Origin of the sequence: Streptomyces sp. NPDC020597 (assembly GCF_044335095.1) — a bacterium.
GTDB lineage: Bacteria > Actinomycetota > Actinomycetes > Streptomycetales > Streptomycetaceae > Streptomyces.
This window is the reverse complement of the sequence record NZ_JBIRUL010000001.1, coordinates 186,283-213,198: the sequence shown is the minus strand read 5'-3', so window position 1 is coordinate 213,198 and position 26,916 is coordinate 186,283. Positions and strand designations below refer to the sequence as shown.

At 73.3% G+C, this 26,916-nt stretch carries 21 protein-coding genes; 6 read left to right on the top strand and 15 right to left on the bottom strand.

The window, feature by feature from the left end; genetic code table 11:
• The 3 genes from ACH4ZA_RS01005 to ACH4ZA_RS00995 form a co-directional block, all read right to left on the bottom strand.
• A complete protein-coding gene (locus tag ACH4ZA_RS01005; RefSeq protein ID WP_319279690.1) occupies positions 1–1,110 on the bottom strand; it encodes a glycine betaine/L-proline ABC transporter ATP-binding protein in 1,110 nt (369 codons plus the stop codon).
• Positions 1,107–2,639, bottom strand: coding sequence for a GMC family oxidoreductase (locus tag ACH4ZA_RS01000; RefSeq protein ID WP_398427466.1), 1,533 nt, complete (start codon positions 2,637–2,639; stop codon positions 1,107–1,109). Before ACH4ZA_RS01000 ends, ACH4ZA_RS01005 begins: the two co-directional genes overlap by 4 nt.
• Before the next feature lie 72 nt (positions 2,640–2,711).
• Positions 2,712–4,250 carry an aldehyde dehydrogenase family protein gene (locus tag ACH4ZA_RS00995; RefSeq protein ID WP_319279692.1) on the bottom strand — a complete coding sequence of 513 codons (1,539 nt, stop codon included), beginning with the start codon at positions 4,248–4,250 and terminating at the stop codon, positions 2,712–2,714.
• Between the two features lie 248 nt (positions 4,251–4,498).
• On the opposite strand from ACH4ZA_RS00995, the gene ACH4ZA_RS00990 reads away from it, so the two are divergent.
• Positions 4,499–5,341: a helix-turn-helix transcriptional regulator gene (locus ACH4ZA_RS00990; protein ID WP_319279693.1), complete on the top strand. Its 843-nt coding sequence runs from the start codon at positions 4,499–4,501 to the stop codon at positions 5,339–5,341.
• Positions 5,323–5,520 carry a DUF397 domain-containing protein gene (locus ACH4ZA_RS00985; RefSeq protein WP_319279694.1) on the top strand — a complete coding sequence of 66 codons (198 nt, stop codon included), beginning with the start codon at positions 5,323–5,325 and terminating at the stop codon, positions 5,518–5,520. The genes ACH4ZA_RS00990 and ACH4ZA_RS00985 overlap by 19 nt, the downstream gene beginning before the upstream one ends.
• A 54-nt stretch (positions 5,521–5,574) precedes the next feature.
• Here the strand turns inward: ACH4ZA_RS00985 and ACH4ZA_RS00980 are convergent, their stop codons facing one another.
• The 4 genes from ACH4ZA_RS00980 to ACH4ZA_RS00965 all read right to left on the bottom strand — a co-directional run bounded on the left by ACH4ZA_RS00980 (position 5,575) and on the right by ACH4ZA_RS00965 (position 9,023).
• The gene (locus ACH4ZA_RS00980) at positions 5,575–6,564 is read right to left on the bottom strand and encodes a malate dehydrogenase (protein WP_266726272.1); all 990 of its coding nucleotides are present in this window, start codon (positions 6,562–6,564) and stop codon (positions 5,575–5,577) included.
• A 366-nt stretch (positions 6,565–6,930) separates the two neighbouring features.
• Complete coding sequence (locus ACH4ZA_RS00975) at positions 6,931–7,389, bottom strand: helix-turn-helix transcriptional regulator (RefSeq protein ID WP_319279696.1); 459 nt, start codon at positions 7,387–7,389, stop codon at positions 6,931–6,933.
• 232 nt (positions 7,390–7,621) lie between these two features.
• Positions 7,622–8,179 (bottom strand): DUF3017 domain-containing protein, encoded by a 558-nt coding sequence (locus tag ACH4ZA_RS00970; RefSeq protein ID WP_319279697.1) that lies wholly within the window; start codon positions 8,177–8,179, stop codon positions 7,622–7,624.
• Positions 8,169–9,023, bottom strand: a complete 855-nt coding sequence (locus tag ACH4ZA_RS00965; RefSeq protein WP_319279698.1) for a bifunctional methylenetetrahydrofolate dehydrogenase/methenyltetrahydrofolate cyclohydrolase — start codon at positions 9,021–9,023, stop codon at positions 8,169–8,171. Before ACH4ZA_RS00965 ends, ACH4ZA_RS00970 begins: the two co-directional genes overlap by 11 nt.
• Before the next feature lie 281 nt (positions 9,024–9,304).
• On the opposite strand from ACH4ZA_RS00965, the gene ACH4ZA_RS00960 reads away from it, so the two are divergent.
• Positions 9,305–9,907, top strand: a complete 603-nt coding sequence (locus ACH4ZA_RS00960) for a hypothetical protein (protein ID WP_319279699.1) — start codon at positions 9,305–9,307, stop codon at positions 9,905–9,907.
• A gap of 161 nt (positions 9,908–10,068) precedes the next feature.
• On the opposite strand, the gene purH is transcribed toward ACH4ZA_RS00960, so the two are convergent.
• Both purH and purN read right to left on the bottom strand, forming a co-directional pair.
• Positions 10,069–11,652 (bottom strand): bifunctional phosphoribosylaminoimidazolecarboxamide formyltransferase/IMP cyclohydrolase, encoded by a 1,584-nt coding sequence (gene purH, locus ACH4ZA_RS00955; protein ID WP_319279700.1) that lies wholly within the window; start codon positions 11,650–11,652, stop codon positions 10,069–10,071.
• On the bottom strand, positions 11,649–12,278 hold the full coding sequence (purN, locus tag ACH4ZA_RS00950; RefSeq protein ID WP_319279701.1) for a phosphoribosylglycinamide formyltransferase: 630 nt from the start codon (positions 12,276–12,278) through the stop codon (positions 11,649–11,651). Before purN ends, purH begins: the two co-directional genes overlap by 4 nt.
• Before the next feature lie 282 nt (positions 12,279–12,560).
• On the opposite strand from purN, the gene ACH4ZA_RS00945 reads away from it, so the two are divergent.
• Positions 12,561–13,313: a hypothetical protein gene (locus ACH4ZA_RS00945; protein WP_319279702.1), complete on the top strand. Its 753-nt coding sequence runs from the start codon at positions 12,561–12,563 to the stop codon at positions 13,311–13,313.
• Between the two features lie 66 nt (positions 13,314–13,379).
• Here ACH4ZA_RS00945 and ACH4ZA_RS00940 read toward each other — a convergent pair whose 3' ends face one another.
• Positions 13,380–15,338: a DUF6350 family protein gene (locus ACH4ZA_RS00940; RefSeq protein WP_319279704.1), complete on the bottom strand. Its 1,959-nt coding sequence runs from the start codon at positions 15,336–15,338 to the stop codon at positions 13,380–13,382.
• A 57-nt stretch (positions 15,339–15,395) separates the two neighbouring features.
• Here ACH4ZA_RS00940 and ACH4ZA_RS00935 point away from each other — a divergent pair, with 57 nt between their 5' ends.
• Positions 15,396–16,493 (top strand): RNA polymerase sigma factor, encoded by a 1,098-nt coding sequence (locus ACH4ZA_RS00935; RefSeq protein WP_398427808.1) that lies wholly within the window; start codon positions 15,396–15,398, stop codon positions 16,491–16,493.
• Between the two features lie 126 nt (positions 16,494–16,619).
• Here the strand turns inward: ACH4ZA_RS00935 and sucD are convergent, their stop codons facing one another.
• From sucD to ACH4ZA_RS00910, 5 genes are all read right to left on the bottom strand, one after another.
• Complete coding sequence (gene sucD / locus ACH4ZA_RS00930) at positions 16,620–17,507, bottom strand: succinate--CoA ligase subunit alpha (RefSeq protein ID WP_319279706.1); 888 nt, start codon at positions 17,505–17,507, stop codon at positions 16,620–16,622.
• Positions 17,508–17,528: 21 nt separating this feature from the next.
• The gene (gene sucC / locus ACH4ZA_RS00925; protein ID WP_319279707.1) at positions 17,529–18,707 is read right to left on the bottom strand and encodes an ADP-forming succinate--CoA ligase subunit beta; all 1,179 of its coding nucleotides are present in this window, start codon (positions 18,705–18,707) and stop codon (positions 17,529–17,531) included.
• A 1,550-nt stretch (positions 18,708–20,257) separates the two neighbouring features.
• Positions 20,258–21,502, bottom strand: coding sequence for a VWA domain-containing protein (locus ACH4ZA_RS00920; RefSeq protein ID WP_398427464.1), 1,245 nt, complete (start codon positions 21,500–21,502; stop codon positions 20,258–20,260).
• Positions 21,499–23,994: a DUF5682 family protein gene (locus tag ACH4ZA_RS00915; RefSeq protein ID WP_398427807.1), complete on the bottom strand. Its 2,496-nt coding sequence runs from the start codon at positions 23,992–23,994 to the stop codon at positions 21,499–21,501. Before ACH4ZA_RS00915 ends, ACH4ZA_RS00920 begins: the two co-directional genes overlap by 4 nt.
• Positions 23,995–24,232: 238 nt before the next feature.
• Positions 24,233–25,363 carry an AAA family ATPase gene (locus ACH4ZA_RS00910; protein ID WP_398427463.1) on the bottom strand — a complete coding sequence of 377 codons (1,131 nt, stop codon included), beginning with the start codon at positions 25,361–25,363 and terminating at the stop codon, positions 24,233–24,235.
• Positions 25,364–25,519: 156 nt separating this feature from the next.
• On the opposite strand from ACH4ZA_RS00910, the gene ACH4ZA_RS00905 reads away from it, so the two are divergent.
• Positions 25,520–26,881: an SWIM zinc finger family protein gene (locus ACH4ZA_RS00905; protein WP_319282450.1), complete on the top strand. Its 1,362-nt coding sequence runs from the start codon at positions 25,520–25,522 to the stop codon at positions 26,879–26,881.
• The last annotated feature ends 35 nt before the right edge of the window (positions 26,882–26,916 follow it).

The following is a 26,916-nucleotide window of genomic DNA, read 5'->3' as shown; positions in this document are numbered from 1 at the left end:
TCAGACCGCCTCCTTGCGGAGCTCCGTTCCGGCCACGACGTCCAGGAGCCGTTCGTGATCGACGACCCCCAGACACCGGCCGTCCTCCACGACGCACGCGGGCTTGTGGCTGCGCGACACGACCTGGATCGCCTCGGCGACCACCGCGTCGGCGGCGATCGCGCCGGGGTGGCCGGGGCCGCCGCACTCGCCGGCCCGCATGGCCCTGCGGACCGTCATGACCTGCTCGCGCGGGACGTCGCGGACGAACTCGCGGACGTAGTCGTCGGCGGGCGAGCCGACGATCTCCTCCGGGGTGCCGAGCTGCACCACCCGGCCGTCGCGCATCAGGGCGATGCGGTCGCCGAGCTTGAGGGCCTCGCTGAGGTCGTGGGTGATGAAGACCATCGTGCGGCCCTCCTCCCGGTGCAGCCGGACGACCTCCTCCTGCATGTCGCGCCGGATCAGCGGGTCCAGGGCGCTGAACGGCTCGTCGAAGAGCAGGACCTCGGGGTCCACGGCGAGCGCGCGGGCCAGTCCGACGCGCTGGCGCTGCCCGCCGGACAGCTCGCCGGGCCTGCGGTGCTCCATGCCCTCCAGGCCGACCTTCTCGACGACCTGCCGGGCCCGGGCGCGCCGCTCGGCCTTGCCGACGCCCTGGATCTCCAGGCCGTAGGCCACGTTGTCGACGACGGTGCGGTGCGGGAGCAGGCCGAAGTGCTGGAAGACCATCGCGGCCCGGCGCCGGCGCAGTTCGCGCAGCCGGTTCTTGTCCATGGCGCGGACGTCCTCGCCGTCGATGGCGATGTGGCCGGCGGTCGGCTCGATCAGCCGGGTCAGACAGCGCACGAGGGTGGACTTGCCGGAGCCGGACAGGCCCATGACGACGAAGACCTCGCCCTTGCGCACGTCGAAGGAGACGTCCCGGACGGCGGCGGTGCAGCCGGTGCGGGAGCGGAGCTCGGCGGGTGGCAGGGACGTCAGCTCGGGGTCGGCGGGGACGGCCTCGGCCTTCGGGCCGAACACCTTCCACAGGCCGTCCACCGAGAAGACCGGCGGGCGCTCCTCGATGGTCGTGTGGGCGGTCGTGTCGGTACGGGTATGGGTACCGGCGTTGGTGTCGGTGCTCATCGGGCATCGCCTCCGATCAGGTCCACGGCCCGTTCGCCGACCATCAGCACGCCGATCATCGGGTTCACGGCTGTCATGGTCGGGAACACGGAGGCGTCCGCGATGCGGATGCCTTCCAGTCCACGGATACGCAACTGGGGATCCACGACGGCGAGTTCGTCGTCGGCGGCGCCCATCTTGCAGGTGCCGGCAGGGTGGTAGACGGTGTGCGCGACCTTGCGCGCGTACTCGCTCAGCTCCTCGTCGCCCGTGATGTGCGGGCCGGGCGCGACCTCGCGCTTGAGCCAGCGGGCCAGCGGCTCGGTCTTCGCGATCTCGCGGGCGATGCGGATGCCGTCGACGAGGGTGCGGCCGTCGTAGTCGTCCTCGTCGGTGAAGTAGCGGAAGTCCAGGGCGGGCTTGACGGCCGGGTCGGCGCTCTGCAGGTAGAGCCGTCCGCGGGACTTCGGCTTGGGGATGTTGGGGGTCATCGACACGCCGTGCGCCGGGCGTTCGTAGCCGAGCCGCTCCGGGTTGTCGGTGAAGGGGACCTGGTAGAAGTGGAACATCAGGTCCGGGCCCGCGTGCTCGGGGTCGCGGCGCACGAACAGGCCCGCGTCGGAGTCCATCGCGGAGTTCTCCGGGAGCGGCCCGTGGGTCTCCCAGACGATCACCGACTCGGGGTGGTCGAGAAGGTTCTCGCCCACGCCGGGCAGGTCGTGGACGACGGGGATGCCGAGCGCGTCCAGGTCGGCCTTCGGACCGATTCCGGAGTGCAGGAGCAGCCGGGGCGAGTCGATCGCGCCGGCGCAGAGCACGACCTCGCGCCGGGCGCGGACGAGGATCTCCTCGCCGTCCGCGGTGCGTGCGTGCACACCCCGCGCGCGGGCGCCGTCCAGCTCCAGCCGGTGCGCCCAGGTCTCCAGGAGGATCGTCAGGTTGGGCCGTTCGTCCATCACCGGGTGGAGGTAGGCGACGGAGGCGGACGACCGCTTGTTGGTCTCGGGGTGGTAGGCGAGGTCGAAGAAGCCGACGCCGTCGTCGAAGGGCTTGCTGTTGAAGCCCTCGACGTGGGGCACCCCGGTCGCCTGCCGGGCGGCGTCGACGAAGTCGCGGGCGACGGCGTTGCGGTCCTTCTCGTCGACCGGGACGATGTTGTTCAGCAGGCGCGCGTAGTACGCCTCCATGGGAACCGCGCCCCAGCCCTCGGCGCCGGCCGCCTCCCACTCGTCGAAGTCGGACGGCAGCGGCTTGAACGCGATGAGGGTGTTGTGGGAGGAGCAGCCGCCGAGGACGCGGGCCCGGCTGTGCCGGATGTGGGAGTTGCCGCGCGGCTGCTCGGTGGTGGGGTAGTCGTAGTCGAGCTCGCCGCCGAGCAGGCCCGTCCAGCGGCGCAGGGTGAGGACGTCGTCGCGGCCGACGTCGCTGGGGCCGCCCTCGATGACGGCGACGGTGGTGTCGGGGTTCTCGGTGAGCCGTGACGCGATGACGGAACCGGCGGTTCCGCCTCCGACTATCACGTAGTCATAGACAGGTGAGGTCTCTGGCATGGGGGGTACTCCAGGGGCGTGCGAAGTCTGTGCGAAGTGCGTTCGGGGCGAGAGGCAGGGCCTGCGGGCGGGTCAGCCCGCGAACCAGCGGACGGGCCTCGGCGCGAGGTTCTGGTAGACGTGCTTGGCCTCGCGGTACTCGGCGAGTCCGGCCGGGCCGAGTTCGCGGCCCACGCCGCTCTTGCCGAAGCCGCCCCACTCCGCCTGCGGCAGATAGGGGTGGAAGTCGTTGATCCAGACGGTGCCGTGGCGCAGCCGGCCGGCGACCCGCCGTGCGCGGCCCGCGTCGGCGGTCCAGACGGCGCCGGCGAGGCCGTAGTCGGTGTCGTTGGCGAGGGCGACGGCCTCGTCCTCGGTGCGGAAGGTCTCGACGGTGAGGACCGGTCCGAAGACCTCCTCCCGCACGACGCGCATCTCGCGGTGGCAGCGGTCGAGGACGGTGGGCTCGTAGAAGTAGCCCGACTCGGGCCGCTGCGGGGAGGGTTCGGGCCGCCGGCCGCCGGACCGCAGCACGGCGCCCTCGGCGAGCGCGGAGGCCACGTACTCCTCGGTCTTGGCACGCTGCTGCTCGGAGACGAGCGGGCCGCACTCGACTCCGTCCTCGGTGCCGCGCCCCAGCCGGATCTTCCCGGCGCGGCGGGCGAGTTCGTCGACGAAGCGGTCGCGGACGGACTCCTCGACGATGAGCCGCGAGCCCGCCGAGCAGACCTGGCCGCTGTGGATGAAGGCCGCGTTGAGGGCCTGGTCGACGGCGGTGTCGAAGCCCTCGTCGGTGGCGCAGGCGTCCGCGAAGACCACGTTGGGGTTCTTGCCGCCGAGTTCGAGGGCGACCTTCTTGACGGTCGGGGCGGCCGCCTGCGCCACCTTCGTGCCGCTGACCAGGCCGCCGGTGAAGGACACCAGGTCGACGTCGGGGTGTTCGGCGAGCCGGGCGCCGACCGTGTGCCCGGGACCGGTGACGATGTTCGCCACACCGGCGGGCAGCCCCGCCTCGGCGAGCAGGCCGATCAGCGCGACCGTGGTCAGCGGCGTGATCTCGCTGGGCTTGACGACGAAGGAGTTGCCGGCGGCCAGCGCCGGAGCGATCTTCCAACTCGCCTGGAGCAACGGGTAGTTCCAGGGGGTGATCAGCGCGCACACGCCGACCGGCTCGTGGACGACGACGCTGTGCACGTCGGCCGATCCCGCGTCCACCACCCGTCCCGACGACTCGGCGGCCACCAGGCCGGCGAAGTAGCGGAAGGCGTCGGCGACGCAGTCGATGTCGACGCGGCCCTCTTCGAGCGTCTTGCCCGCGTCACGGCTCTCCAGCAGACCGAGTTGTTCGCGGTCGCGGACGAGGAGGTCGGCGACGCGGTGCAGCAGGGCCGCCCGGTCGGCGGCGGGGGTGCGCGGCCACTCGCCCTCGTCGAAGGCGGCCCGGGCGGCCGCGACCGCCAGGTCGGTGTCCTTCTCGTCGCCTTCGGCGACCACGGCGAAGGGGCGGCCGTCCGCGGGGTCGATGATCTCGCGGGTGGCGCCGGAGACTGCTTCCAGCCACTCTCCGCCCGAGTGAATCGTCCGGTGCTCTCGCAGCTGCGGCATGTGCAGCGGTTCGGTCCTGTCGGCCATGATCGGCGTTGCCTTCCGTTCCTGTTCCGTCCCCCTGTGTCACCCCCGGGTCACACGGGGGACCGCGTCCACATGCCCCCGACCTCGCATTGCATGCGCAATTCGCGGCCGAAAGTGCCTCGCGTCACGGAACTTGGGTGCATAAATGGACAAATAGTACCGGGATGGCCGAGCGGGCTGAAGTCAACAGGGAGTTGAACTACTCTTCGTGTCCCTGCTGCCACGCAGAGCCGCGAAGGAGTCGCCCCATGCCTGCGAGACGAGTGGTCACCGGCCGCAGCCAGCAACCCCGCAAACGCTTCGCGGAGGAACTGCGGCTGCTGCGCACCGGCCGCGGGGAGAGCCTGCGGGAACTCGCCGAGCGCCTGGGCTGGGACGCGTCCACGCTCGGCAAGATGGAGAGCGGAACGAACCTGGGCAGCCCGGAGGTCGTCGAGGCGCTGGACACCCACTACGGAACGCCGGGACTGCTGCTGGCCCTGTGGGAAGTCGCGATGGGCGACAACAGTCAGTTCAAGGAGCAGTACCGGAGATACATGGACCTGGAGGCCGAGGCGCTGAGCCTGTGGCACTACGGCGTGAGCACCGTCCACGGACTGCTGCAGACCACCGCGTACGCACGTGAAGTCCTCACGCTGGGCGGGCTCAAGGGGCCGGAACTCGACCAGCAGGTCGAAGCCCGCACGGGCCGAAGGAAGCTGCTGGAGGGAGAGGACGCGCCGCCCTTCCGTGCCATCGTCTCGGAGGCGGTCCTGCGGACGCCTTTGCGCGTGCCACAGGAGTGGCGGGAACAGCTTGATCACCTGTTGGAGGTCTACGAGCGCCCGAACGTCACTCTCCAGGTGCTGCCGCTACGCGCCGGTCTCCACGGACTGGTCAGCACCGACATGATGTTCCTCCGACTGCCCGACGGCGTCACCGTGGCGTACGCGGAGACGGCTCACCGCGGCGAACTGGTCGAGGAAATCCGGGCAGTTGAGCTACTTCTACGGCGTTACGATGCGATGCGTGACCAGGCGCTTTCCCCGGCCGAGTCACGAAAGTTCATCATGCGAATGTTGGAGGAAGTGCCGTGCGAGCCATCGACCTGAGCAACGTCACCTGGCGCAAGTCCAGCTACAGCAACCCCGACGGCGGGGCATGCCTCGAAGTCGCCGATGACCTCCCGGCCGTCGTTCCCGTCCGGGACAGCAAGGCCCCCGAGCGCGGTGCGGTCCTCTTCGGCGCCGACGCCTGGGCGAGCTTCGTCGGCGCCCTCGGCCGGAGCTGAACGCACGCGATCCCCGGGCGGTCGAAACCGCCCGGGGATCGCTGGTGTTCAGGCTCAGATCAGGCCGAGTGCGCGAACCGCCTCACGCTCCTCCGCCAGCTCCTGCACCGACGCGTCGATGCGGGCGCGGGAGAACTCGTTGACGTCCAGGCCCTGGACGATCTCGTAGACGCCGTCCTTCACGGTGACCGGGAAGGAGGAGATCAGGCCCTCCGGGACGCCGTAGGAGCCGTCGGACGGGATGCCCATGGAGGCCCAGTCGCCCTCGGCGGTGCCGTTGACCCAGGTGTGGACGTGGTCGATGGCCGCGTTGGCGGCCGACGCCGCGGAGGACGCGCCACGCGCCTCGATGATGGCCGCGCCGCGCTTGGCGACGGTCGGGATGAAGTCCTCCGCCAGCCACTTCTCGTCGTTGACGACCTCGGCGGCGTTCTTGCCGGCGATCGTGGCGTGGAAGATGTCCGGGTACTGGGTGGCCGAGTGGTTGCCCCAGATGGTCAGACGCTTGATGTCGGCGACCGTCGAGCCCGTCTTCTTCGCCAGCTGGGTCAGCGCACGGTTGTGGTCGAGGCGGGTCATCGCGGTGAAGCGCTCGGCCGGTACGTCCGGCGCGGCGGCCTGGGCGATCAGTGCGTTGGTGTTGGCCGGGTTGCCGACGACGAGGACCTTGATGTCGTCCGCGGCGTGGTCGTTGATGGCCTTGCCCTGCGGCTTGAAGATGCCGCCGTTGGCCTCGAGGAGGTCACCGCGCTCCATGCCCTTGGTGCGGGGGCGGGCGCCGACGAGGAGGGCCACGTTGGCCCCGTCGAAGGCGACGTTCGCGTCGTCGGTGATGTCGATGCCCTGGAGCAGCGGGAACGCGCAGTCGTCCAGCTCCATGGCGGTGCCCTCGGCGGCCTTGAGCGCCGGGGTGATCTCCAGCAGGCGCAGCCTGACCGGCACGTCCGCGCCGAGCAGCTGGCCGGAGGCGATGCGGAAGAGCAGGGCGTAACCGATCTGGCCGGCCGCGCCGGTCACGGTGACGTTCACGGGAGTGCGGGTCATGGCGTTCTCCGTATGACAGCTGTCGGTGGGGCGTCCCTGCCCCGGGTGGGACGTACAAATGATCGATCTCTTGGTATCAAGAGATCCGATCAGCGGTCAGGCTATCGCGCATCCGGGATGCCGGACGTCCGGGGTTGTGTGGCCCGCTTCACAGAGTGCCCCTCGGCGCACGGGAGACCCGCACGAAGCGGCGGCCGCCGGTCCGGGAGAGGGGGATCGGCGGCCGCCGTGGGGGTGCCGGGTCGTGCCGGACTCCCGTGGGGGTATCCGTCCGCCTTCCCGGAGCGGAGACGGCTATTCCTGTGCGGGCCGCCTTTTTCTCCGGCCGGTCACCCGTACGGCGGCGCCGCCCGACGCCACGCCGGCTCAGCCGAAGGCGACCGCGCCTGCCACGGCGGCGAGCAGCAGCGCCAGCAGGAGCAGGGCCGCGTAGAGCAGGAGCCGTCCGGCCGGTGCGGGCTCGGGCTGCGGGGCGGGCTCCTCCAGACGGTCCCACCAGGGGATCGTCGGATCCTCCCGGTAGGCCTCGGCCGGGTCGGCGGGCGTGGGACGCGGCCAGGCCTCGACCGCCAGTTCCCAGCGCACGACGTGCCGTTCGGCGTCCGCGCCCGCCAGTCCCGCGACCCTGCACAGCGCGGCGACGGCCTGCCGGGGCGGCGGCTGGACCGCGTTGAGATAGCGCTGCCAGGAGGACTTGCTGTACGCGGTGCGCGCGCCGAGCGCGGCCAGGCTGAGGCCTGTGCCGTCCTTGAGCTGCCGCAACTGTTCCACGAAGTGCCGTACCTCCGACGGCAGCCCGTCCGGCAGCGGCTGCCAGGAGCCCATCCCGCCCACCTTCCCTTCGGTTCGTTGAGGGGACGACGCGGGGCGGCCGGTCGGTTCCCCGCCCGGGCGCCGCCGTGGCGGTGTGCGCGCACACGACAGCGGAACGGTCACTTCCGTGCCACAGCGTTCGGACAGCTGTTGATCAGGCCGTTCGCGATGAGAGAACGTGGCACGCGTCGGCGGCCCGTCCTCCTCGGGGGATGAGGACGGGCCGCCGCGCGTTCGTGTGCCGTCAGCCGCTGCTGACCGTGAAGTGCAGGGTGTCCTTGAGGAACGGGATCTGCAGCCACGGCTCCGGCTGCGCCATCAGCGCCAGCAGGACGATGACCGTGCCGAGCACGCCGTACGTCACGATGTCGGTGAACCGGGAGCGCACCGCGAGCATGCCGACGCCGGGCAGCGTCCAGCGCAGGACCGCGCCGGTCAGCAGTCCGACGCCGATCAGGATCGTGCCGACCCGGAACACGTCGAGCGCGGTCACCAGCAGACCGAGCGCGACGATGCCCAGCACCACGATGATCGGCCACTGCCGGGCGGCCAGCGCGTCGCCGGGCGCGGCCCGCCCGGCGCCCTCGGGACGTGCGGTGTCCCGGGTGAACTTGGGGAAACGGCGGGTGGTGCGACGCGGCACGCCGTCGGCGTCGGGCGCGCTGACCGGGTCCCGCACCTCGATGTCGTCGCCGTCACGGCCGTCGGTCCCGTGGTCGAGCCCGTCGGCGGCCCCGCCGCCGCTGCGGCCGCCGCTGCCGTCCATGTCGTCGGTCTTCCCGGAGACGCCGTCAGCCGACACTGCGCTCCGCCGCCTCGACCACGTTGACGAGCAGCTGGGCGCGGGTCATCGGGCCCACCCCGCCGGGGTTCGGGGAGATCCAGCCGGCCACCTCGCGAACGTCCGGGTGGACGTCGCCGACGATCTTCCCCTCCGCGTTGCGGGAGACGCCGACGTCGAGCACGGCCGCGCCCGGCTTGACGTCCTCGGCCCGCACCAGGTGCGCGGAGCCGGCGGCGGCGACGATGACGTCCGCCCGCTTCAGGTGCGCCGAGAGGTCCCGGGTGCCGGTGTGGCACTGGGTCACCGTCGCGTTCTCGCTGCGCCGGGTCAGCAGCAGCGGCATCGGACGGCCGATGGTGACGCCACGGCCGACGACCACGACCTCCGCGCCCTTGATCTCGACGCCGTACCGGCGCAGCAGCGTGAGCACGCCGTTGGGGGTGCAGGGCAGCGGGGCGGGCTCGTTCAGGACGAGTCGGCCGAGGTTCATCGGGTGCAGGCCGTCGGCGTCCTTCGCCGGGTCCATCAGCTCCAGGATCCGGTTCTCGTCGATTCCCCTGGGCAGCGGCAGCTGCACGATGTAACCGGTGCAGGTGGGGTCGTCGTTCAGTTCGCGGACGACCGCCTCGATCTCCTCCTGGGTGGCCGTGTCCGGCAGTTCGCGCTGGATGGAGGCGATGCCGACCTCGGCGCAGTCACGGTGCTTGCCGGCCACGTACTTCTGGCTGCCGGGATCGGCGCCGACGAGGATCGTGCCGAGTCCGGGCGTCACGCCCTTCTCCTTCAGCGCCGCCACGCGGGCGGTCAGATCGGACTTGATCTCGGCTGCGGTGGCCTTGCCATCGAGAATCTGGGCGGTCATGGTCCCATCCTCGCGGATGACGGCCTCCCGGTTCCAATCCGGGAACCCCGTACGGGGCGTAGGAGCGGGACCGGCAGGTGTGCGGAAGTGATCGTCGATGTTGCACTTGCACAACACATGCCCTTTGCCGCGGAATGCGGCTGGACAACAAACAGGCCATTGCAGAACGATTGACGGCACAGTGCCGCGGGCAGTACCGGGGGGACGAACCGCATCTGTAGAACCTTCCTCCGAGCCAGGCCGCGCGTCCCCGCACTCAACGCAACGGAGGAAGGACCGCCATGAGTTTCGGCGACCCGAACAACCCCTACGGCCCTCCCCAGGGACAGCCGCCCGGCTACCCGCCGCAGGGCCCGCCGCCCCAGCCCGGCTACGGCTACCCCACCGCTCCCCAGGGACAGCCCGGCTACGGCTACCCGCAGGCGCCGCCCGTCCCCCACGGGTACGGCTACGGGGTCCCCCAGGAGATGCCCGGACTGGTGAAGACCGCCCGGGTGCTGCTGTTCATCGTCGCCGGCTTCCAGTTCCTGGCCGGCGTGTTCATCGGCATCCTGGCCGGTGCCACCCAGGACACGACCAACGCGTTCGGCTCCGGCGACGACAGCAGCTCGGCGACCGGCATCGCCATCGCGATCGCGCTGCTGATGCTGGCGCTGGGCAGCCTGTCGATCTTCCTGGGCGTCAAGTTCAAGTCGGGTCGCGGCGGCATCCGCGTCACCACGATCGTGTACAGCTCGCTGATGATCCTGGGCAGCCTCGCCAACATCGTGAACGGCGCCGGTGGTTCGGGCACCTTCGGCGGCGTCATCTCGCTCGCCTTCGGCGGCATCATCCTCTCCGCGATGATCAGCGGCGGAGCCTGGTTCAGCCGCCCGCGCTACTGACCGCGGGCGCGCTCTCGGCGCGAGCGGGGACGACTACGGCATGACGACAGGGGACGGGCGGGCCGGCGTGCTGCCGGACCGCCCGTCCCCTGTCGTGCGCCGTCGTTCGCGCCGCGGCGTCGTCGCGTCGGGCGCCCGGAACGGCCGGGCGCCCCGCGACCTCAGTGGAAGAAGTGCCGCGTGCCGGTGAAGTACATCGTCACGCCCGCCTTCTTCGCGGCCTCGACGACCAGCTCGTCACGGACCGAACCGCCGGGCTGCACCACGGCCTTCACGCCCGCCTCGACCAGGACCTCGAGCCCGTCGGGGAAGGGGAAGAACGCGTCGGAGGCGGCGTAGGAACCGCGCGCGCGCTCCTCGCCGGCCCGCTCCACGGCCAGCTTCGCCGAGTCGACGCGGTTGACCTGCCCCATGCCGACGCCGACCGAGGCGCCGTCCTTGGCCAGCAGGATCGCGTTGGACTTCACCGCGCGGCACGCCCGCCAGGCGAACGCCAGCTCGGCGAGCTCCGGCCCGGACAGCGCCTCGCCGGTCGCCAGCGTCCAGTTGGCCGGGTCGTCGCCCTCGGCCTGGAGCCGGTCGGCGACCTGGAGCAGCGCGCCGCCGCCCACGGGCTTGAGCTCGACGGGGGCCACGGGGCCCTGCGGCGCCCTGAGCACCCGGATGTTCTTCTTCTTGGTGAGGGCCTCCAGCGCCCCCTCCTCGTAGTCCGGCGCCACGATGACCTCGGTGAAGATCTCCGCGACCTGCTCCGCCATCTCCCGGCTCACCGGCCGGTTCACGGCGATGACGCCGCCGAACGCCGACAGCGGGTCGCAGGCGTGCGCCCGGCGGTGCGCCTCGGCGACGTCCGCGCCGACGGCGATCCCGCACGGGTTGGCGTGCTTGATGATCGCGACGGCCGGCTCGGGGTGGTCGTACGCGGCCCGGTGCGCGGCATCGGTGTCCGTGTAGTTGTTGTACGACATCTCCTTGCCGTGCAGCTGCTCCGCCTCGGCGAGACCGGCGCCGCTGCCGTCGACGTAGAGCGCGGCCGGCTGGTGCGGGTTCTCGCCGTAGCGCAGGGTGCTCCTGCGCTCCCAGGTGCCGCCGAGGAAGTCGGGGAACCTGGACTCGTCGACCGGCGCGTAGGAGGACGCGAACCAGCTGGCGACCGCGACGTCGTAGGCGGCGGTGTGCTGGAAGGCCTCCGCGGCCAGCCGCTTGCGGGCGGCGAGGTCGAAGCCGCCGCCCTGCACGGCCGCGAGGACGTCGGCGTACCGGTCCGGGCTGGTGACGACGGCCACCGACGGATGGTTCTTGGCCGCCGCGCGCACCATGGACGGACCGCCGATGTCGATCTGCTCGACGCACTCGTCCTCGGAGGCGCCCGAGGCGACCGTCTCGCGGAACGGGTACAGGTTCACGACGACCAGGTCGAACGGCGCGACGCCCAGCTCGTCCAGCTGCCGCCGGTGGTCCTCGAGACGCAGGTCGGCGAGGATGCCGGCGTGCACCCTGGGGTGCAGGGTCTTCACCCGGCCGTCCAGGCACTCGGGGAAGCCGGTCAGCTCCTCGACCTTGGTGACGGGCACGCCGGCGGCGGCGATGCGGGAGGCGGTGGAACCGGTGGAGACGAGCTCGACACCGCTTTCGTGCAGCCCGCGCGCGAGCTCCTCGAGTCCGGTCTTGTCGTAGACACTGACGAGCGCGCGACGGATGCCCCGCTTGCCGCTCTCTGCCGTGACAGTGCTGTCGGCGGTCACTGGATAACTACCTTTCGTCCCTCAATGCGATAGCCGTTGCGGGCGAGCCGCCCCACGACCTCGACGAGCAGCCTTCGCTCGACTTCCTTGATGCGCTCGTGCAGAGCGCTCTCGTCGTCCTCGTCCCGGACCTCGACCACGCCCTGGGCGATGATCGGGCCGGTGTCGACGCCGTCGTCGACGAAGTGGACGGTGCAGCCGGTGACCCGGGCGCCGTACGCGAGCGCGTCCCGCACGCCGTGGGCCCCGGGGAAACTGGGCAGCAGTGCGGGATGGGTGTTCACGAACCGCCCCCCGAACCGCGCCAGGAACTCCTTGCCGACGATCTTCATGAACCCGGCGGACACCACGAGGTCGGGCTCGTGGGCGGCCACGGCCTCGGCGAGCGCCGCGTCCCACTCCTCCCGGCCCGCGAAGTCCTTGACACGGCAGACGAAGGTGGGGATCCCGGCCCGCTCGGCGCGGGCGAGGCCCTCCACGCCCCCGCGGTCGGCCCCGACGGCCACCACCTCGGCGCCGTACGCGTCGACACCGGCGGCGGCGATGGCGTCGAGGAGCGCCTGCAGGTTCGTACCGGATCCGGAGACCAGCACGACAAGGCGCTTGGCCACGGGCTTGGCGGCCACGGCGGGGCCCTTTCTCGGGGAAGCACGTAACGGAGGGTGGCCACCTGCGCGGACTTGTGCTTTCGTACGAATGCATCGCGCCCCCGGATACGGGGAAGCCTACGAAGGAGCCGACCGTCAGCAACGATACCGGCACACCGGGCGGCCCCCGAGGGACGGGGGCGCGGCCGGAAGGTAGCGTCTGCGAGGAGCGGGGAGCGGGAACGCGGTCGTCGTGCGGTGCGTTCCCCCTACGACAGCTCACACCAGTCAGCCGTATCTCTAGGGGAAGACGCTCATTTGATGCCGGACCGCAGTCTGCGACTCCTCACGCTCCCCCCGCAGTCACCGCAGGGAGGGGAGCGCGGCGCCGTGCTGCTGCGGGAGCGCCCAGCATCCCCTCCGGACGCCCCCTCGGGCGACGGCACGCCCCCCGAGGACGACAACCCGTTCGCCCCGCCCCCGGAGGACGCACCCGACCGTCCGTGGCAGCCCCGGCGTCCGGCGGGCGGCGCCCCCGAGGGCGGGGAGTCCCCGTGGGGCCGTCAGTGGAGCGACCAGCAGCCCGGCCGCTCCCCCGGCGGCTTCGGCGACCGCCCGGGCCGCGGGCCCGACAACGGGAACGGGAACGGCGGCCCGGGCCCCGAGAACGGCGGCAAGCGCTGGGACCCCACCGACCCCGCCCAGCGCCGCGCACGCTACGCGCTGCTCAGCGGCATGTGGGCCTTCTTCTTCGTCCTCTTCGGCTGGCCGTACGTGGCCCTGCTGCTCGGTGCCCTCGCCCTGAACTGGGGCATCAGCGCCCTGCGCGCGGGGCCCCGCACCCCGTCGCCCGACAGCCCGGAGAGCGGCGGCCGCCCGCAGAAGACCGCCGCGGTGAGCGGCGTGGTCACCGCCTCCCTGGCGCTGGCCCTGGTCGCCGCCGGCTTCACCGCGCAGCTCGTGTACCAGGACTACTACACCTGCACCAACGACGCCCTCACCAACGAGGCGAAGCAGTCCTGCAGCGACCTGCTGCCGAAGGAACTGCGGGGAATCCTGGGGTCCGACTCCTGAGGTCCCGCCCCTCCCGAAGGTGAGCGGCCGGGCGCGGGGCCGAGGCGGTGACCGTCCGACGGACGGTCACCGCCTCGGCCCCGTCGCCTCCTCGCCGTCGCCCTCCTCGCCCTCCTCGCCCGCCTCGCGCAACGCCGCCCACCGGGCCTCCCGGGCCGAGTCCCCGTGCCACGCCCGCGCGCCGGGCTCCACCGGCCCGACGGGCTCCACGGGCCCGGCGTCGGCGAGCGGCTCACGCCACGCGGGGCGCGCGGGCGGCTCGGCGGGCCGGGGCGGTGTGAGCGGCCTGGGCGGCGTGGGACGCCAGGGCGGCGTGGAGATGTCGCCGGGCCCGGGGAACGGCGCGGACTCGGGGAACGGCGCGGACTCGAGGGGGGCGAACAGGTCCGGGGGCGGCGCGTAGGACGCCGGCTCGATCGGCGCGAAGGGGTCGACGACTTCCTCGAACAGCCGCGTCGGCACGCCGGGCGCGGCATCCCGCGGGACGAGGAAGTCGTACAACTCCTCCCCCAAGGTCCCCGCGGCCCCCGAGGTCCCCGCGGCGCCCGCGGCTCCCGCCGTCCCGCGCCCGGTCCCCGCCTTCCCGGCCGGCTGTCTCCCGAGCACCCGGCCCCTCCCGGTCGCCCCCCGCCCCCGGCAACGCCACGCGCGTACCGCCACGGCCACCGGCGTCCCCACCCCCGCCACCCACAGCAGCGCCGCACCCCCGGCCTGCCACCACACCGGCCCGAACCGGGCCAGCACGGAGGCGCCCAGCGGCCCGCCCGCCAGCCCCGCCAGTGCTCCCATCAGCACCCCGCACCCCAGGCCCGCCAGAACGACGACTCCGACGGTCCTCCCCCGCGACCAGACCTCGCCCGCCTCCCCGGCAGCCGCGGCCGTCCCGCCGCCCGGACCCGTCCCGGCGGACGCCTCATTCCACCCCGTCGCCGTGGAGGCCGGCGTCGAACAGGCCGTCGCCGCACGGGCCGCGAATACGCCTGCCGTCATGCCCGCCACCAGGGGCACCACGCCCGCCGCCCAGTTCCACGGCGTACCGGCGCCGGCCTCGGGAACCGCCGCCAGCAGCGGAAACGGCGGCAGCAGCGGCGCAGGGTCGGAGGACAGCGGCGCCACCACGTGCCCCGCGCCGAGGAGATACCCCGGCCCCAGGGCGTAGGCGGCCCCCCACACCGCCGCGTTCGGCACCAGCGCCACGCACAGCAGCAGCACCGCGAACCGCCCGGACCAACCCTCCGTCAACTGCAGGAACGCCTCGCGGGCCGCCCCGGCGTGCCACACCGACGACGACGCCACCAGCAGCGCGCCGCCCCCGACGAGCACCACCGCACCCGCGGCCGCCGCGCGCGCCGCGGCCGCCAGACGGGCGCGCTCCGCCGTCCCGAGGAGCGGCCGCCGCAGCCCGCGCGGCAGCATCAGCAGCACCCCGTCCACGGGTCCGCGCGGGTGACCGCAGGCCGACCACACGCCCGCCCCGGCGGCCAGCACGGCCACCGTCGGGACGCACACCGCCGTCCACGCCCACGAGGTCCGCAGCGCTCCGTCCGCGGCGGCGTAGAGGGCGGCGCCCGAGCCGACGGCCAGATACCCGACCACGACGCCGGCCCACACCGTGCGGGCGCCGACCGGCTCACCGCTCTCGTCACCGCCGTCGGCGTCACCCGCGTCCACCGCGTCGCGGGCCGCCCTCCGCAGCAGCCACACCGGCAGCGCGAGCAGCAGCAGCGGAGTGACGCCGACCGGCAACGGCGCCCCGGACAGCGTGTCGACGCGCACCAGTTCCGCGCCGTGGGCCAGCAGCCACAGCGCGGCGGCGACGTGCAGCGCGCCGCCGGGCCCGCTGTCGGGGTAGGGGGAGCTGATCCACAGCACCATCACGAGCGCGGCGAAGGACCCGAGTCCCAGCCCGGCCGCGAGCACACCGCCCACGAGGCCGGCGGCCAGTCCGGGCGATCGGTCGCGCATCCGGGGCAGCAGGGACGACAACGTAAGCCGGCGAGCGGTCATCGGGATCACGACGGCCATGCTCCCAACGACACGCGCTTTTCCGTCGTAACGGGCGAACTTCGGATGTGTCGCCCAATATACGTTTTATGTACTTTTACGGGCGAAGGGGCACCACATGAAGCAGCGCCCCGAGGCCGCGCGCGGGAGGCGTACGCGAAACTGCCGGCATCGCTGGACAAGGCGGAAAAGGTGACGAACACCCAGGAGGCGGCGGCACGACGCCAGGTGACGGTACGCCTGACGAAGCGACGCCCTACGAAGGCGGGCGGGGCGACGGCGGGCCCGGCGACGGCACACCCGACGACGGGCCCGGAGCCCCTGGACGTGGACCCGCGGGACGGGGAACCCGCTTCCCGACCAACCTCGCCGGCCACCCCCTTGACGCCCGCTCAGGCCTTCGACGGCCTCTACGCGTTCTGCGCCCCCGCCCTCGTCCGCCAGGCCTATCTGCTGTCCGGGCGTCGCGAACTCGCCCGCGAGTCGGTCGAACAGGCGTTCCGACTGGCATGGCAGTGCTGGCCGGAGGTGGCCGTGGACCCCGACCCGGCCGGCTGGGTGCGCGCCGCGACCCACGAGTACGCGCTCTCCCCGTGGCACCGGTTCCGCCCGCGCTACCGGCACCCGGAGCCGCCCCCGGCCGAGGCGCCCGACCGCGCGCTGCTCGACGTCCTGCTCACCCTCCCGGCAACGTACCGCCGCACGCTCCTGCTCTACGACGGCGTCGGGCTCGATCTGCCGGAGACGGCCGCCGAGACCGAGGCGAGCACCCCGGCGGCGGCGTACCGGCTGCTGCACGCGCGCGAGGCGGTCGCCTCGCGGCTGCCCGAGCTGGCGAGCCCGGCCGTACTGCACCGGCGGCTGGCCGAGGTCGCGTCCGCCGAACGGCTGCGCGCGCCCAGGCCGCCCGCCGTGCGGTCGGCCGGTGAGCGGCGGGCTCGCTTCTGGACCAGGGCGGCGATCGCGTTCACGATCGCGATCATCGGCGCGACCGCGCTGACCGCGCGCACCGCCCCCACCCGCTACGAACCCCCGGTGCCCGCCGGTGAGACCGTGCAGGGCGTCCCGCCGCGGGCGGCACGGGGCACGTTGTCGGACGCACAGCTGAAGCTGCGCGCGAAGCTGAGGTCCGAGACGCAGAACGGCCCGGACAGGCTGCTCCCCCGCCCCGAGTGACCGGCAGGGCGGCGGAAAGACGGCGGGCCCGCTCCCCTGAGGGAACGGGCCCGTCGGCGTTCGGCCACCGCGTCCCGGGTGAAGGCCCGGCCGGAACGCGTCAGCGGAGTGACACGGTCGGACGACTCAGCCGGCCGCGAGGATCTCGCGCGCGAGCTTGGCCGTCTCGGTCGGCGTCTTGCCGACCTTGACGCCGGCGGCCTCGAGGGCCTCCTTCTTCGCGGCGGCCGTGCCGGAGGAGCCGGAGACGATGGCGCCGGCGTGGCCCATGGTCTTGCCCTCGGGCGCGGTGAAGCCCGCGACGTAGCCGACGACCGGCTTCTTCACGTTGTCCTTGATGAAGGCCGCGGCCCGCTCCTCGGCGTCGCCGCCGATCTCACCGATCATGACGATCAGCTCGGTGTCGGGGTCGGCCTCGAACGCGGCGAGCGCGTCGATGTGCGTGGTGCCGATGACCGGGTCGCCACCGATGCCGACCGCGGACGAGAAGCCGATGTCGCGCAGCTCGTACATCATCTGGTACGTCAGCGTGCCGGACTTCGAGACCAGGCCGATGCGGCCCGGCTTCGTGATGTCGCCCGGGATGATGCCGGCGTTCGACTGGCCCGGCGTGATGAGACCGGGGCAGTTCGGGCCGATGATCCGGGTCTTGTCGCCCTGGGACACGGCGTACGCGTAGAACGCGGCCGAGTCGTGGACGGCGATGCCCTCGGTGATGACGACCGCGAGCGGGATCTCGGCGTCGATCGCCTCGACGACGGCGGCCTTCGCGAAGGCGGGCGGCACGAAGAGGACGGACACGTTGGCGCCCGTCTTCTCCATCGCCTCGGCGACCGTGCCGAAGACCGGGATCTCGGTGCCGTCGAAGTCGACGGAGGTGCCCGCCTTGCGGGGGTTCACGCCGCCGACGATGTTGGTGCCGTCCGCCAGCATGAGCTTGGTGTGCTTCATGCCCGTGGCACCGGTCATGCCCTGGACGATGACCTTGCTGTCCTTGTTCAGGAAGATAGCCATGGCTGTTCTGTCCCTCTTCCCTTACTTCGCAGCCGCGAGCTCGGCGGCCTTGTCGGCCGCGCCGTCCATGGTGTCCACGCGCTGGACCAGCGGGTGGTTGGCGTCGGAGAGGATCTGACGACCCAGCTCGGCGTTGTTGCCGTCCAGACGGACGACGAGCGGCTTGGTGACTTCCTCGCCGCGGTCCTCGAGGAGCTTCAGCGCCTGGACGATGCCGTTGGCGACCTCGTCGCAGGCGGTGATGCCGCCGAAGACGTTGACGAACACGGACTTGACGTCCGGGTCACCCAGGATGATCTCCAGGCCGTTCGCCATGACGGCGGCGGAGGCGCCGCCGCCGATGTCGAGGAAGTTGGCGGGCTTGACGCCGCCGTGCGCCTCACCGGCGTACGCGACGACGTCCAGGGTGCTCATGACGAGACCCGCGCCGTTGCCGATGATGCCGACCTCGCCGTCGAGCTTGACGTAGTTGAGGTTCTTCTCCTTGGCCGCGGCCTCGAGCGGGTTCGCCGAGTCCTTGTCCTGGAGCGCCTCGTGGTCCGGCTGGCGGAACTCGGCGTTCTCGTCCAGCGACACCTTGCCGTCGAGGGCGATGACGTCACCGGAGGCGACCTTGGCCAGCGGGTTCACCTCGACGAGGAGGGCGTCCTCCTCGACGAAGGTCTTCCACAGGGTGACCAGGACGTTCTCGACCTTGTCGGCGACCTCGGCCGGGAAGTTCGCGGCCTCGACGATCTGGCGGGCGACCTCGGGGGTCACGCCGACGTTGGCGTCGATCGGCGTCTTGGCGACGGCCTCGGGGCGGGTCTCCGCCACCTCCTCGATCTCCATGCCGCCCTCGACGGACGCGATGGAGAGGAAGGTGCGGTTCGCACGGTCCAGGAGGAAGGAGACGTAGTACTCCTCCAGGATCTCCGGGGCCGTCTCGGCGATCATCACCTTGTGGACCGTGTGGCCCTTGATGTCCATGCCGAGGATGTCCGTCGCACGGGCGACGGCCTCGTCCGGGGTCGCCGCCAGCTTGACGCCGCCGGCCTTGCCGCGGCCACCGACCTTCACCTGGGCCTTGACGACGGACTTGCCACCGAGACGCTCGGTGGCTGCGCGGGCCGCCTCAGGCGTGTCGATGACTTCACCGGCCAGCACCGGTACATCGTGCTTGGCGAAGAGGTCCCTCGCCTGGTACTCGAACAGGTCCACGCGCTTCCGTCCCTATCAGTGATCTCGCGGTTCGTTGTCTGCGTGGGCGTGCCGCGAGGGCAACGTGACGTCCGCTTCGTCTGTCAGTCACAAGGGAGGCGCACACGGTGTCCGAGCGCGCGGCATGTCCGTCTCGCAGGTTATCGCTGCTTGCAGGAGGCCCCTAAATCGAGGGTCACACCTGAGCGGTGATACCTGTCACATGATGCCGGGATCACTGGCACCCCGTGCCGGTTGTGAGGTGGGGAGGAAGGACCTCACCGGGTTGGGGTAGACCCGGTGAGGCCCCTGAACAGCCCCTCAGGGGCTCAGGGCGGGTGGTCCCCACCCCAATGGGAACCACCCGCCCCCATCCGTGAGGCTCCGGACGAACCGGCCGACGGCTTTCGGCCGTCCGTGGTCCGTCGCCTCACGAAGTCATGGGATGCGAGCTGCGCAGCGAGCGAGTCCCCGCGCAGCGAGCGACCCCCTCCGGGGGCGGGCGACTCCCTCCGGAGGGCGGGCGACTCCCTCCGGAGGGCGGGCGACTCCCTCCGGAGGGGCGGGGCCTCCGGAGGCGGGCCGCGGGCCGCCCGGCCTCCAGGCCTCAGCCGGGGAAGACCGGGACGTCCCGGTGACCGTCCCGCGTCCCTGCGGCGTCGCTGCGCGGGGCGGGTCCGGACGCCGGACACAGCGGCACACGGCGCGGCGACGGCAGGACGGCGTGCACGTCGGCGTCTCGCGGCGCGCCGCCGTCGAGCGCCGTCGCGCCGCCCGCCAGGCCGCTGGGGCCGCCCGGACCTCCCGGACCGCCCGGCCCGCCCGCGGGCGGGCCGTACCGCACCGACGAGACCACGGGGGCGCGGCCCGGGACGGGAACGGGGGCAGGAGCGGCGGCGAGGGTGCGGGCGGGGGTGGATGTCCGGCCGGAGGCGGAAGACCGGCCGAAGAGGGAAGTTCGGCCGCCTGGGGCGGCGGGAGGGCGAGGAACGGGGACGTGATCGCCGCGGGCGGCGGAAACCTGTCGGTGCCCCTCCGCCGCCGCATGCGCGGGGGGCTTCAGGAGCGCTGCGGGCGCGGGTGCCGGCACGGCCGCGGGTGCCGGGACGGCCGCGGGTGCCGGGAGGGCCGCAGGCGCCGGGACGGCCGCAGGCGCCCGGACCTCCGCGGGTGCCCGGAGAGCGGCCAGGGGCCGGACGGGGCGGAACGCGGGGATCTCGCGAACAAGGGGGCGTGCGGCCTGGCCCGGCGCGACGGCCGTGCCGGGCGGCGACGCGAGGACTCGCCACGTCGCCCGCATCGGCGGCGCGCCGTCCACCGCTTGCGCCTGCTCCCCGCCGAGGATCCCCAGCGCGAGCAATCCGCCCACCAGCAGCGCGAGGTGCAGTGCGCGCCGCCCCGGCCCCGAACGCGGAACGCGCGGAGCGGCGGCGGACGCAACGGCGGACGAGGCCAAGAGGGGACGTTCCTCCCGTGGGCGGCGGCAACGTGTCCCGATCCTTGCACGCGGGTCCCGCTGTCGCGCAAGCCCCTGTTACCGATGGGTAATCGTGCCGTTGCCGCCGCTCCGCTCACCCCCCGTCCGGTACGGGCAGCGCCCGTTTCTCCAGGGCCGCCGCCATGACCTCCGGGAACAGGTCGGGCGTGCAGGCGAACGCCGGCGCCCCCAGTGCCGCGAGCGCGGCCGCGTGCTCCCGGTCGTAGGCCGGCGCTCCCTCGTCGGACAGGGCGAGCAGCGCGACGAACTGCACGCCCGACGCCTTCATCGCCGCGACCCGTTTGAGCATCTCGTGGCGTATGCCTCCCTCGTACAGGTCACTGACGAGCACCACCACGGTCTCGGCGGGCCGGGTGATCTGCGACTGGCAGTACGCCAGCGCCCGGTTGATGTCCGTGCCGCCGCCGAGCCGGGTGCCGAACATGACGTCCACGGGATCGTCGAGCCGGTCGGTGAGGTCGGCGACCGCCGTGTCGAAGACGACGAGCCGGGTGCTGAGCGACCGCATCGACGCCAGCACCGCCCCGAACACCGACGCGTACACCACCGACGACGCCATCGAACCCGACTGGTCGATGCAGAGGATCACCTCCTTGCGCAGGGACTGCGAGGCCCTCCCGTACCCGACGAGGCGCTCCGGTACGACCGTCCCGTACTCGGGCTGGTAGTGCTTGAGGTTGGCGGCGATCGTGCGGTTCCAGTCGATGTCCCGGTGGCGCGGGCGGTGCAGCCTCGTACTCCGGTCGAGCGCGCCGCTGAGGGCGACCCGGGTGCGGGCGGCGAACCGCTTCTCGAGGTCCTCGACGACCTTGCGGACGACGGCCCGCGCCGTCTCCTTCGTCGTCTCCGGCATCGCCCGGTGGAGGGAGAGCAGGGTGCCCACGAGATGCACGTCGGCCTCGACCGCCTCCAGCATCTCCGGCTCCAGAAGGAGGGCGGACAGCCCGAGCCGGTCGATGGCGTCGCGTTGCATGACCTGCACCACGGAGGACGGGAAGTACGTCCTGATGTCCCCGAGCCAGCGCGCCACTGACGGCGCCGAGGCGCCCAGTCCCCCCGAACGCTCCCGCCCCGTGCGCGGTGGTCCCTCCGGCGCCCCGTAGAGCGCGGCGAGCGCCCCGTCCATGGCCGCGTCCCGGCCGGACAGACCGTGGCCCGTGCCGTCGGCCGCGTCTCCCCCGAGCACGAGCCGCCAGCGCCTCAGCCGCTCCTGCCCGGCGTCCGCCCCCGTCACCCTGTCCGTGTCGCTCTCCGCCACGGCGTTCGCCTCCGTCCCCCTCGCCTCCGCGCCGGCCGTCCTCGGACCTGTCGTCGTCATGCGCCCACCCCCGAGTACTCGGCGTCCCCCGGCCCCCGTGCCGTGCCCGCCACCACGCCGGCTTCGCCCGCGCCCTTCCTCTCCTCCGTCTTCTCCGTCGTCTCCTCCGTCCCGCCGCCCGTCTCCTCCGTCCCGCCCGGGTCCAGCCCCAGCAGCAGGCGCACCACCGGCAGGACGGCGTCCGCGCGCGGCGCGTCCAGGGCCGCCGCGAATCCGGGTGCCGCCGCCTCGGCGCCCGGCCCGCACGCCCGCTCCCCCGGACCGCGCCGCACCAGCTCGCCGAGCGTTCTGCGCACCCCCGGCTCGTACGCCGAGAACGTGCGCCGCAGCAGCGGCAGTACGTCCGTGAACGCCTCCGCCGTCACCGTCGTCAGCCACCCGTCGACCAGGGCGAGCAGCCGTTCGTCGTGTACGAGGAGCAGCCCGCCCCCGGCTCCGCCGCCGACGAAGCCCTCGATCCAGGCCGCCGCGTCGCCCGGCGGCGTCCCCGGCGAGAGGGCGAGCCCCATGAGCCGCTCCGCCGCCGGCGGATCCAGCTCGCCTTCGTCCAGCAGCAGCCGTGCGGCACGCCCCCGGATGACGCCGGGCACACTGTCCCGCCCGGCCAGCGCCCGCAGCACCGCGCGCCAGCGGACGCGCCGACCGGTGCCGGAGGCCTCCTCCTCGCCCGCCGCGCGGACGTCGTCGAGCATCGCCACCGCGCCGTGCACCGCGTCGACATGACGCCGCATCGAGTCCGCCGCGTCCGGGTCCAGCGAGACGCAGGCCGGCGGCAGCCCCACGAAGATCCGCTCGGCGAGGCCCGCCGCGACGTCCGTGAGCGCGCCGGTGTCGGTGCCGCGCACGTCCCCGTAGCGCAGGGCGCGGACCAGGGCGGGCAGCGCCTCCGCGAGATGCCCGACGTCCGTGTCGAGGGCCGCCCGGTCGGCGAGGACCCGCATGACGGTCGGCAGCGCGTCCGGCAGACCGGCCAGGAGGCAGCGCTCGGCCAGCGTCGTCACCTCGGCGAGGCCGCGCGCGGCGACGGCGTCCGCCGCCGTCTTCGCGGTGGCGGCGGCCGTCACGGTCGTCCCCCACACACCGGCCTCGGCGACCCGCACGGACAGCTCCGGCTCCCACCTCAGCCGCCAGGTCTCCCGGAACGTCCCCGTGCTGCCGCGTGAGGCGGCCGGCTCGCCCCATTCGACGTGCAGCAGGCGCAGCCGGTGCAGCAGTCTGCTGCGCTCGGCGTCGTTCTCCCTGCGCAGGTCGAGCGCCAACTCCCGCTCCGCCGCCTCCGGTCTGAGCCGCAGCCGGCGCTGCTGCCGATCCAGGTCGCGCTGCAGCGGCACCGCGGGCGCCCCGGCCGGCACCTCGCCGAGCACGTCCCCGATCACCAGCCGGTCGCGCACCAGCGCCAGCGGGACGTCCGAGCCCTCGCACAGCACCGCCCGCGCGGCGTCGGTGGTCTCGCTCAGTCCCGGCAGCGGCCGGCCGCGCAGCGCGGCGAGCGCCTCGGCCAGCCGGACCGCCTCGATGACGTGCGCCGGGGACACGAAGTGGTCCTCCTCGCGCAGCAGGGCCGCCGCCTTCGTGAACCAGCGTTCGACGGGCCGGTCGGGCGCGCCGAACAGGTGGGCGTACCAGCCCGGCGCGTCGATGCCCGCGCCGTACCCGCCGGCCCGCGCGAGCCGGCGGTGCGTCCACGGCACCCAGGTCAGATCGGCCCGGACCTTGGGCAGTCCCCTGAGCACCGCCCGGTCGGCGGCGACGGCGACCTTGCGGCGCAGCGCGGGCACATGCCACGCCCCGCAGACCACAGCCACCCCGTCCGGTCCGAACTCCCGCTGCGCGGACCGCAGGTGGCCGCGCATGCAGGCCTCGCGCACGAGATCCCTGTCGGTTCCGCTCGCGCCCGGCCCGGTGTCGTCGGTCTCGCGCAGCGCCCCCATGGCCTCCTCGATCGCGGCGAACGGCGCGAACGGGTCCCGCGCCCCCGCGGTCCGGTGCTCGACGACGTCCTCCCACCAGCGTTCGGCGTCGTCGTACCCCGCGGCCTCGGCCAGCACGGCGAGCGGATCACCGCGCAGCCGGGCGTGGCTCCCCTCTGCCCCCGTTCCCCTGTCGTCCCCCGTCGTCCCGTCGCTCTCCTCCCCGTCCCGCTGCCCGTCCCTTTCCGCTTCCTTCGTCTGCGGTGTGCTCTCCCAGGCCAGCGAGTGCGCGGCCGGGAGGTCCATGAAGCGGACGGGGACCGCGTGGTCCAGCGCCCAGCGGAGCGCGACCCACTCCGGCGAGAACTCGGCCATCGGCCAGAAGGACGATCGGCCGGGTTCGTCGACGGCGTGTGCGAGCAGGGCGACCGGCGGCCGCATGTCCTGGTCGGCGGCGAGCGGGATCAGCGCGTCGGCCTCGGGCGGTCCCTCGATCAGGACGGCCAGGGGCCGGGCGGCCTCCAGAGCCGCCCGTACCGCCCGCGCCGAGCCCGGCCCGTGGTGACGCACCCCGAGCAGCAACGGCCGTCCCGCGTTCCGGCCGCCGACTCCGTCGACGTCGGCCGTGCTGTGGTCACCCTTCACCTGCGGGGCCACTTCGTGTCGTCGTTCACCGTCACCCTCTCCCTCCCCGTTGCGTGCGCGAGCGACCAGGTCACCTCGTTGACGTGGTTTTCGCGGCTCCGGTTGCCCAGGCCGCTCCCCTCGCTCCTCCTCCTCGTGGCGCGGACCCCGTTCCCGTGGTCGCCGTGGTCCCCGTTCACGCGCTCACCTCCCGGCAGGCGCGGTAGAAGTCGGTCCAGCCGACGCGTTCACGCACGACCGCCTCCAGGTACTCCTGCCAGACGACCCGGTCGGCCGCCGGATCACGGACGACCGCGCCGAGGATGCCCGCGGCCACGTCCCCCGGCCGTAGCACGCCGTCACCGAAGTGCGCGGCCAGTGCCAGACCACTCGTCACGACGGAGATGGCCTCCGCGGTGGACAGCGTGCCGCTCGGCGACTTCACCTTCGTCCGGCCGTCGGAGGTGACGCCGTCGCGCAGTTCGCGGAAGACCGTCACCACCCGGCGGATCTCTTCGATGCCCTCCGGAACGGCCGGCAGGTCCAGCGAGCGGCCGATCTGGTCGACGCGCCGCGCGACGATGTCCACCTCGGCCTCGACGCTCTCGGGCAGCGGCAGCACCACCGTGTTGAAGCGCCGGCGCAGCGCGCTGGACAGTTCGTTGACGCCGCGGTCGCGGTCGTTGGCCGTGGCGATGAGGTTGAAGCCCCGGACGGCCTGCACCTCCTGTCCCAACTCCGGTATCGGCAGCGTCTTCTCGGAGAGGACGGTGATCAGCGTGTCCTGCACGTCGGCCGGGATACGGGTCAGCTCCTCCACCCGCACCGTCGCCCCCTCCGCCATGGCCCGCATGACGGGGCTGGGCACCAGCGCGTCCCGGCTCGGCCCGTGCGCGAGCAGCTGCGCGTAGTTCCAGCCGTAGCGCATCGCCTCCTCCGGGGTGCCCGCCGTGCCCTGCACCAGCAGCGTCGAGTCGCCGCTGACCGCGGCGGCGAGGTGCTCGGAGACCCATGTCTTCGCGGTTCCCGGGACGCCGAGCAGCAGCAGGGCGCGGTCGGTGGCGAGGGTGGTGACGGCTACTTCGACGAGGCGGCGCGGCCCCACGTACTTGGGCAGGATCACCGTGCCGTCGGGCAGGACGCCGCCGAGGAGATACGTGACCACGGCCCACGGCGACAGGTTCCAGCGGGCCGGACGCGGCCGGTCGTCCTGCGCGGCCAGCGCCGCGAGCTCTTCCGCGAAGGCCTCCTCGGCATGCGGGCGCAACGCATCGGCCGGCCTGTTCGCACTCGGTTCGACGGACGTCGGATCTACGGACACAGACATGGCTGAGGCCCCCTCCATCTCGGCCGGTTCGGATCTGGTGTCCACCGTGCACCACGGCACTGACAATGCGATCCGACCTGCACAAACGCCGTCTCGGACGGATGCGTCCGGGGCTCGGCGGGCCGATTGTCAGTGGGGGGATCTACCGTCGGTGGCATGACTGAGCAGGGGGTGCGCTGGACCGCGGACCAGGTGCTGGCACTGGCGCCTGACTCCGCGTCACGCAAAGCGGGAAGCAAACTCGCCGCGCCCGGCCCGTGGTCGGGGACGGGCAGCTCGCGGAAGGGGATGGTGTGGGGCCTGTGCCGGGGCGGCGCGGGCAGCCCGTACCGCACGGCCGTCGACGTCGCGCACGCGGTCGACGGCTCGGGTCCGGCATACATGTGCAGTTGTCCCAGCCGCAAGTTCCCGTGCAAGCACGCGCTCGGGCTGCTGCTGCTCTGGTCGGGCGGAGAGGAGGGCGTGCCGACGGGGCGGGAGCCGGAGTGGGCCGAGCAGTGGGTCGCGGCGCGCCGGCGCACGCAGGAGAAACGGCTGACGGGGGCGGAGGGTTCCGCGTCGGGCCCCGCCGACGCGGAAGGGGCACGGCGGCGGGCGGAGCGGCGCGCCGAGCGCGTCACCGGCGGGGTCACGGAGCTCGAGGAGCGGCTCGCCGATCTCCTGCGCTCCGGCCTGGCCGGCGCCGAACAGGCCGGATACGGGCAGTGGGAGGAGACGGCGGCCCGCATGGTCGACGCGCAGGCTCCCGGGCTGGCCGCCCGGGTGCGGGAGTTGGGCGCCATTCCCGCGTCCGGTCCGGGCTGGCCCGTGCGGCTGCTGGAGGAGTGCGCGCTGCTGCACCTCCTCGACCGCGGCTGGCTGCACCGCGAGCGGCTGCCGGCGGACCTCGCGGCGACGGTACGCAGCCGCGTCGGCCTGCCCGCCTCCGCGGACGGCCCACCGGTCCGTGACCAGTGGCTGGTGCTCGCCCAGTACGACACGCCCGACCCGAAACTGACGACCCGCCGGATCTGGCTGTACGGGACCACCACGGGCCGTACGGCGCTCGTCCTGTCCTACGGAGCCGCCGGCCGGGCCCCCGAGCTCGCCCTGCCCGTGGGCTTCGCGCTGGACGCCGAACTGTCCGCGTATCCCGGCGCGGGACAGCAACGGGCGGCTCTGGGAGAGCAGTTCGCACCGGCCGCCCCCACCGGCGCCAGACCGCCGGGCGTGTCCACCCGCGAGGCGGCCGCACGCTACGGCGAGGCCCTGCGCCGCGACCCCTGGCAGGAGTCGGTCCCGGTGACCCTGACCGACGTCGTCCCGACGCCGGACGGCGACGCGTGGCAACTGGCGGACGCGCAGGGCGGCACGGCTCTGCCGCTCACCCCCACCGCGCTCGCCCGGCCCGGTCTGTGGCGTCTGGCGGCCCTCTCCGGCGGCGCCCCCGTCCGGGTCTTCGGAGAGTGCGGCCACCGTGGATTCACCCCGCTGACGGCCTGGCCGGCCGGCCCGGGAGAGGCGGTGCGGCTGTGCTGAACACCTCGTCGGCAGCCTCGGCAGAAGGGAGCCCC

Coding starts and splice junctions, on each gene's coding strand:
- ACH4ZA_RS00960 (WP_319279699.1), top strand. CDS start 9,305: ATGAGTTTCGGCGACCCGAACAACCCCTACGGCCCTCCCCAGGGACAG.
- ACH4ZA_RS01000 (WP_398427466.1), bottom strand. CDS start 2,639: ATGCCAGAGACCTCACCTGTCTATGACTACGTGATAGTCGGAGGCGGA.
- ACH4ZA_RS01005 (WP_319279690.1), bottom strand. CDS start 1,110: ATGAGCACCGACACCAACGCCGGTACCCATACCCGTACCGACACGACC.
- ACH4ZA_RS00995 (WP_319279692.1), bottom strand. CDS start 4,250: ATGGCCGACAGGACCGAACCGCTGCACATGCCGCAGCTGCGAGAGCAC.
- ACH4ZA_RS00940 (WP_319279704.1), bottom strand. CDS start 15,338: ATGGCCGTCGTGATCCCGATGACCGCTCGCCGGCTTACGTTGTCGTCC.
- ACH4ZA_RS00945 (WP_319279702.1), top strand. CDS start 12,561: ATGCCGGACCGCAGTCTGCGACTCCTCACGCTCCCCCCGCAGTCACCG.
- ACH4ZA_RS00910 (WP_398427463.1), bottom strand. CDS start 25,363: ATGTCTGTGTCCGTAGATCCGACGTCCGTCGAACCGAGTGCGAACAGG.
- ACH4ZA_RS00990 (WP_319279693.1), top strand. CDS start 4,499: ATGCCTGCGAGACGAGTGGTCACCGGCCGCAGCCAGCAACCCCGCAAA.
- ACH4ZA_RS00980 (WP_266726272.1), bottom strand. CDS start 6,564: ATGACCCGCACTCCCGTGAACGTCACCGTGACCGGCGCGGCCGGCCAG.
- ACH4ZA_RS00920 (WP_398427464.1), bottom strand. CDS start 21,502: ATGACGACGACAGGTCCGAGGACGGCCGGCGCGGAGGCGAGGGGGACG.
- ACH4ZA_RS00965 (WP_319279698.1), bottom strand. CDS start 9,023: ATGACCGCCCAGATTCTCGATGGCAAGGCCACCGCAGCCGAGATCAAG.
- ACH4ZA_RS00905 (WP_319282450.1), top strand. CDS start 25,520: ATGACTGAGCAGGGGGTGCGCTGGACCGCGGACCAGGTGCTGGCACTG.
- sucD (WP_319279706.1), bottom strand. CDS start 17,507: ATGGCTATCTTCCTGAACAAGGACAGCAAGGTCATCGTCCAGGGCATG.
- ACH4ZA_RS00975 (WP_319279696.1), bottom strand. CDS start 7,389: ATGGGCTCCTGGCAGCCGCTGCCGGACGGGCTGCCGTCGGAGGTACGG.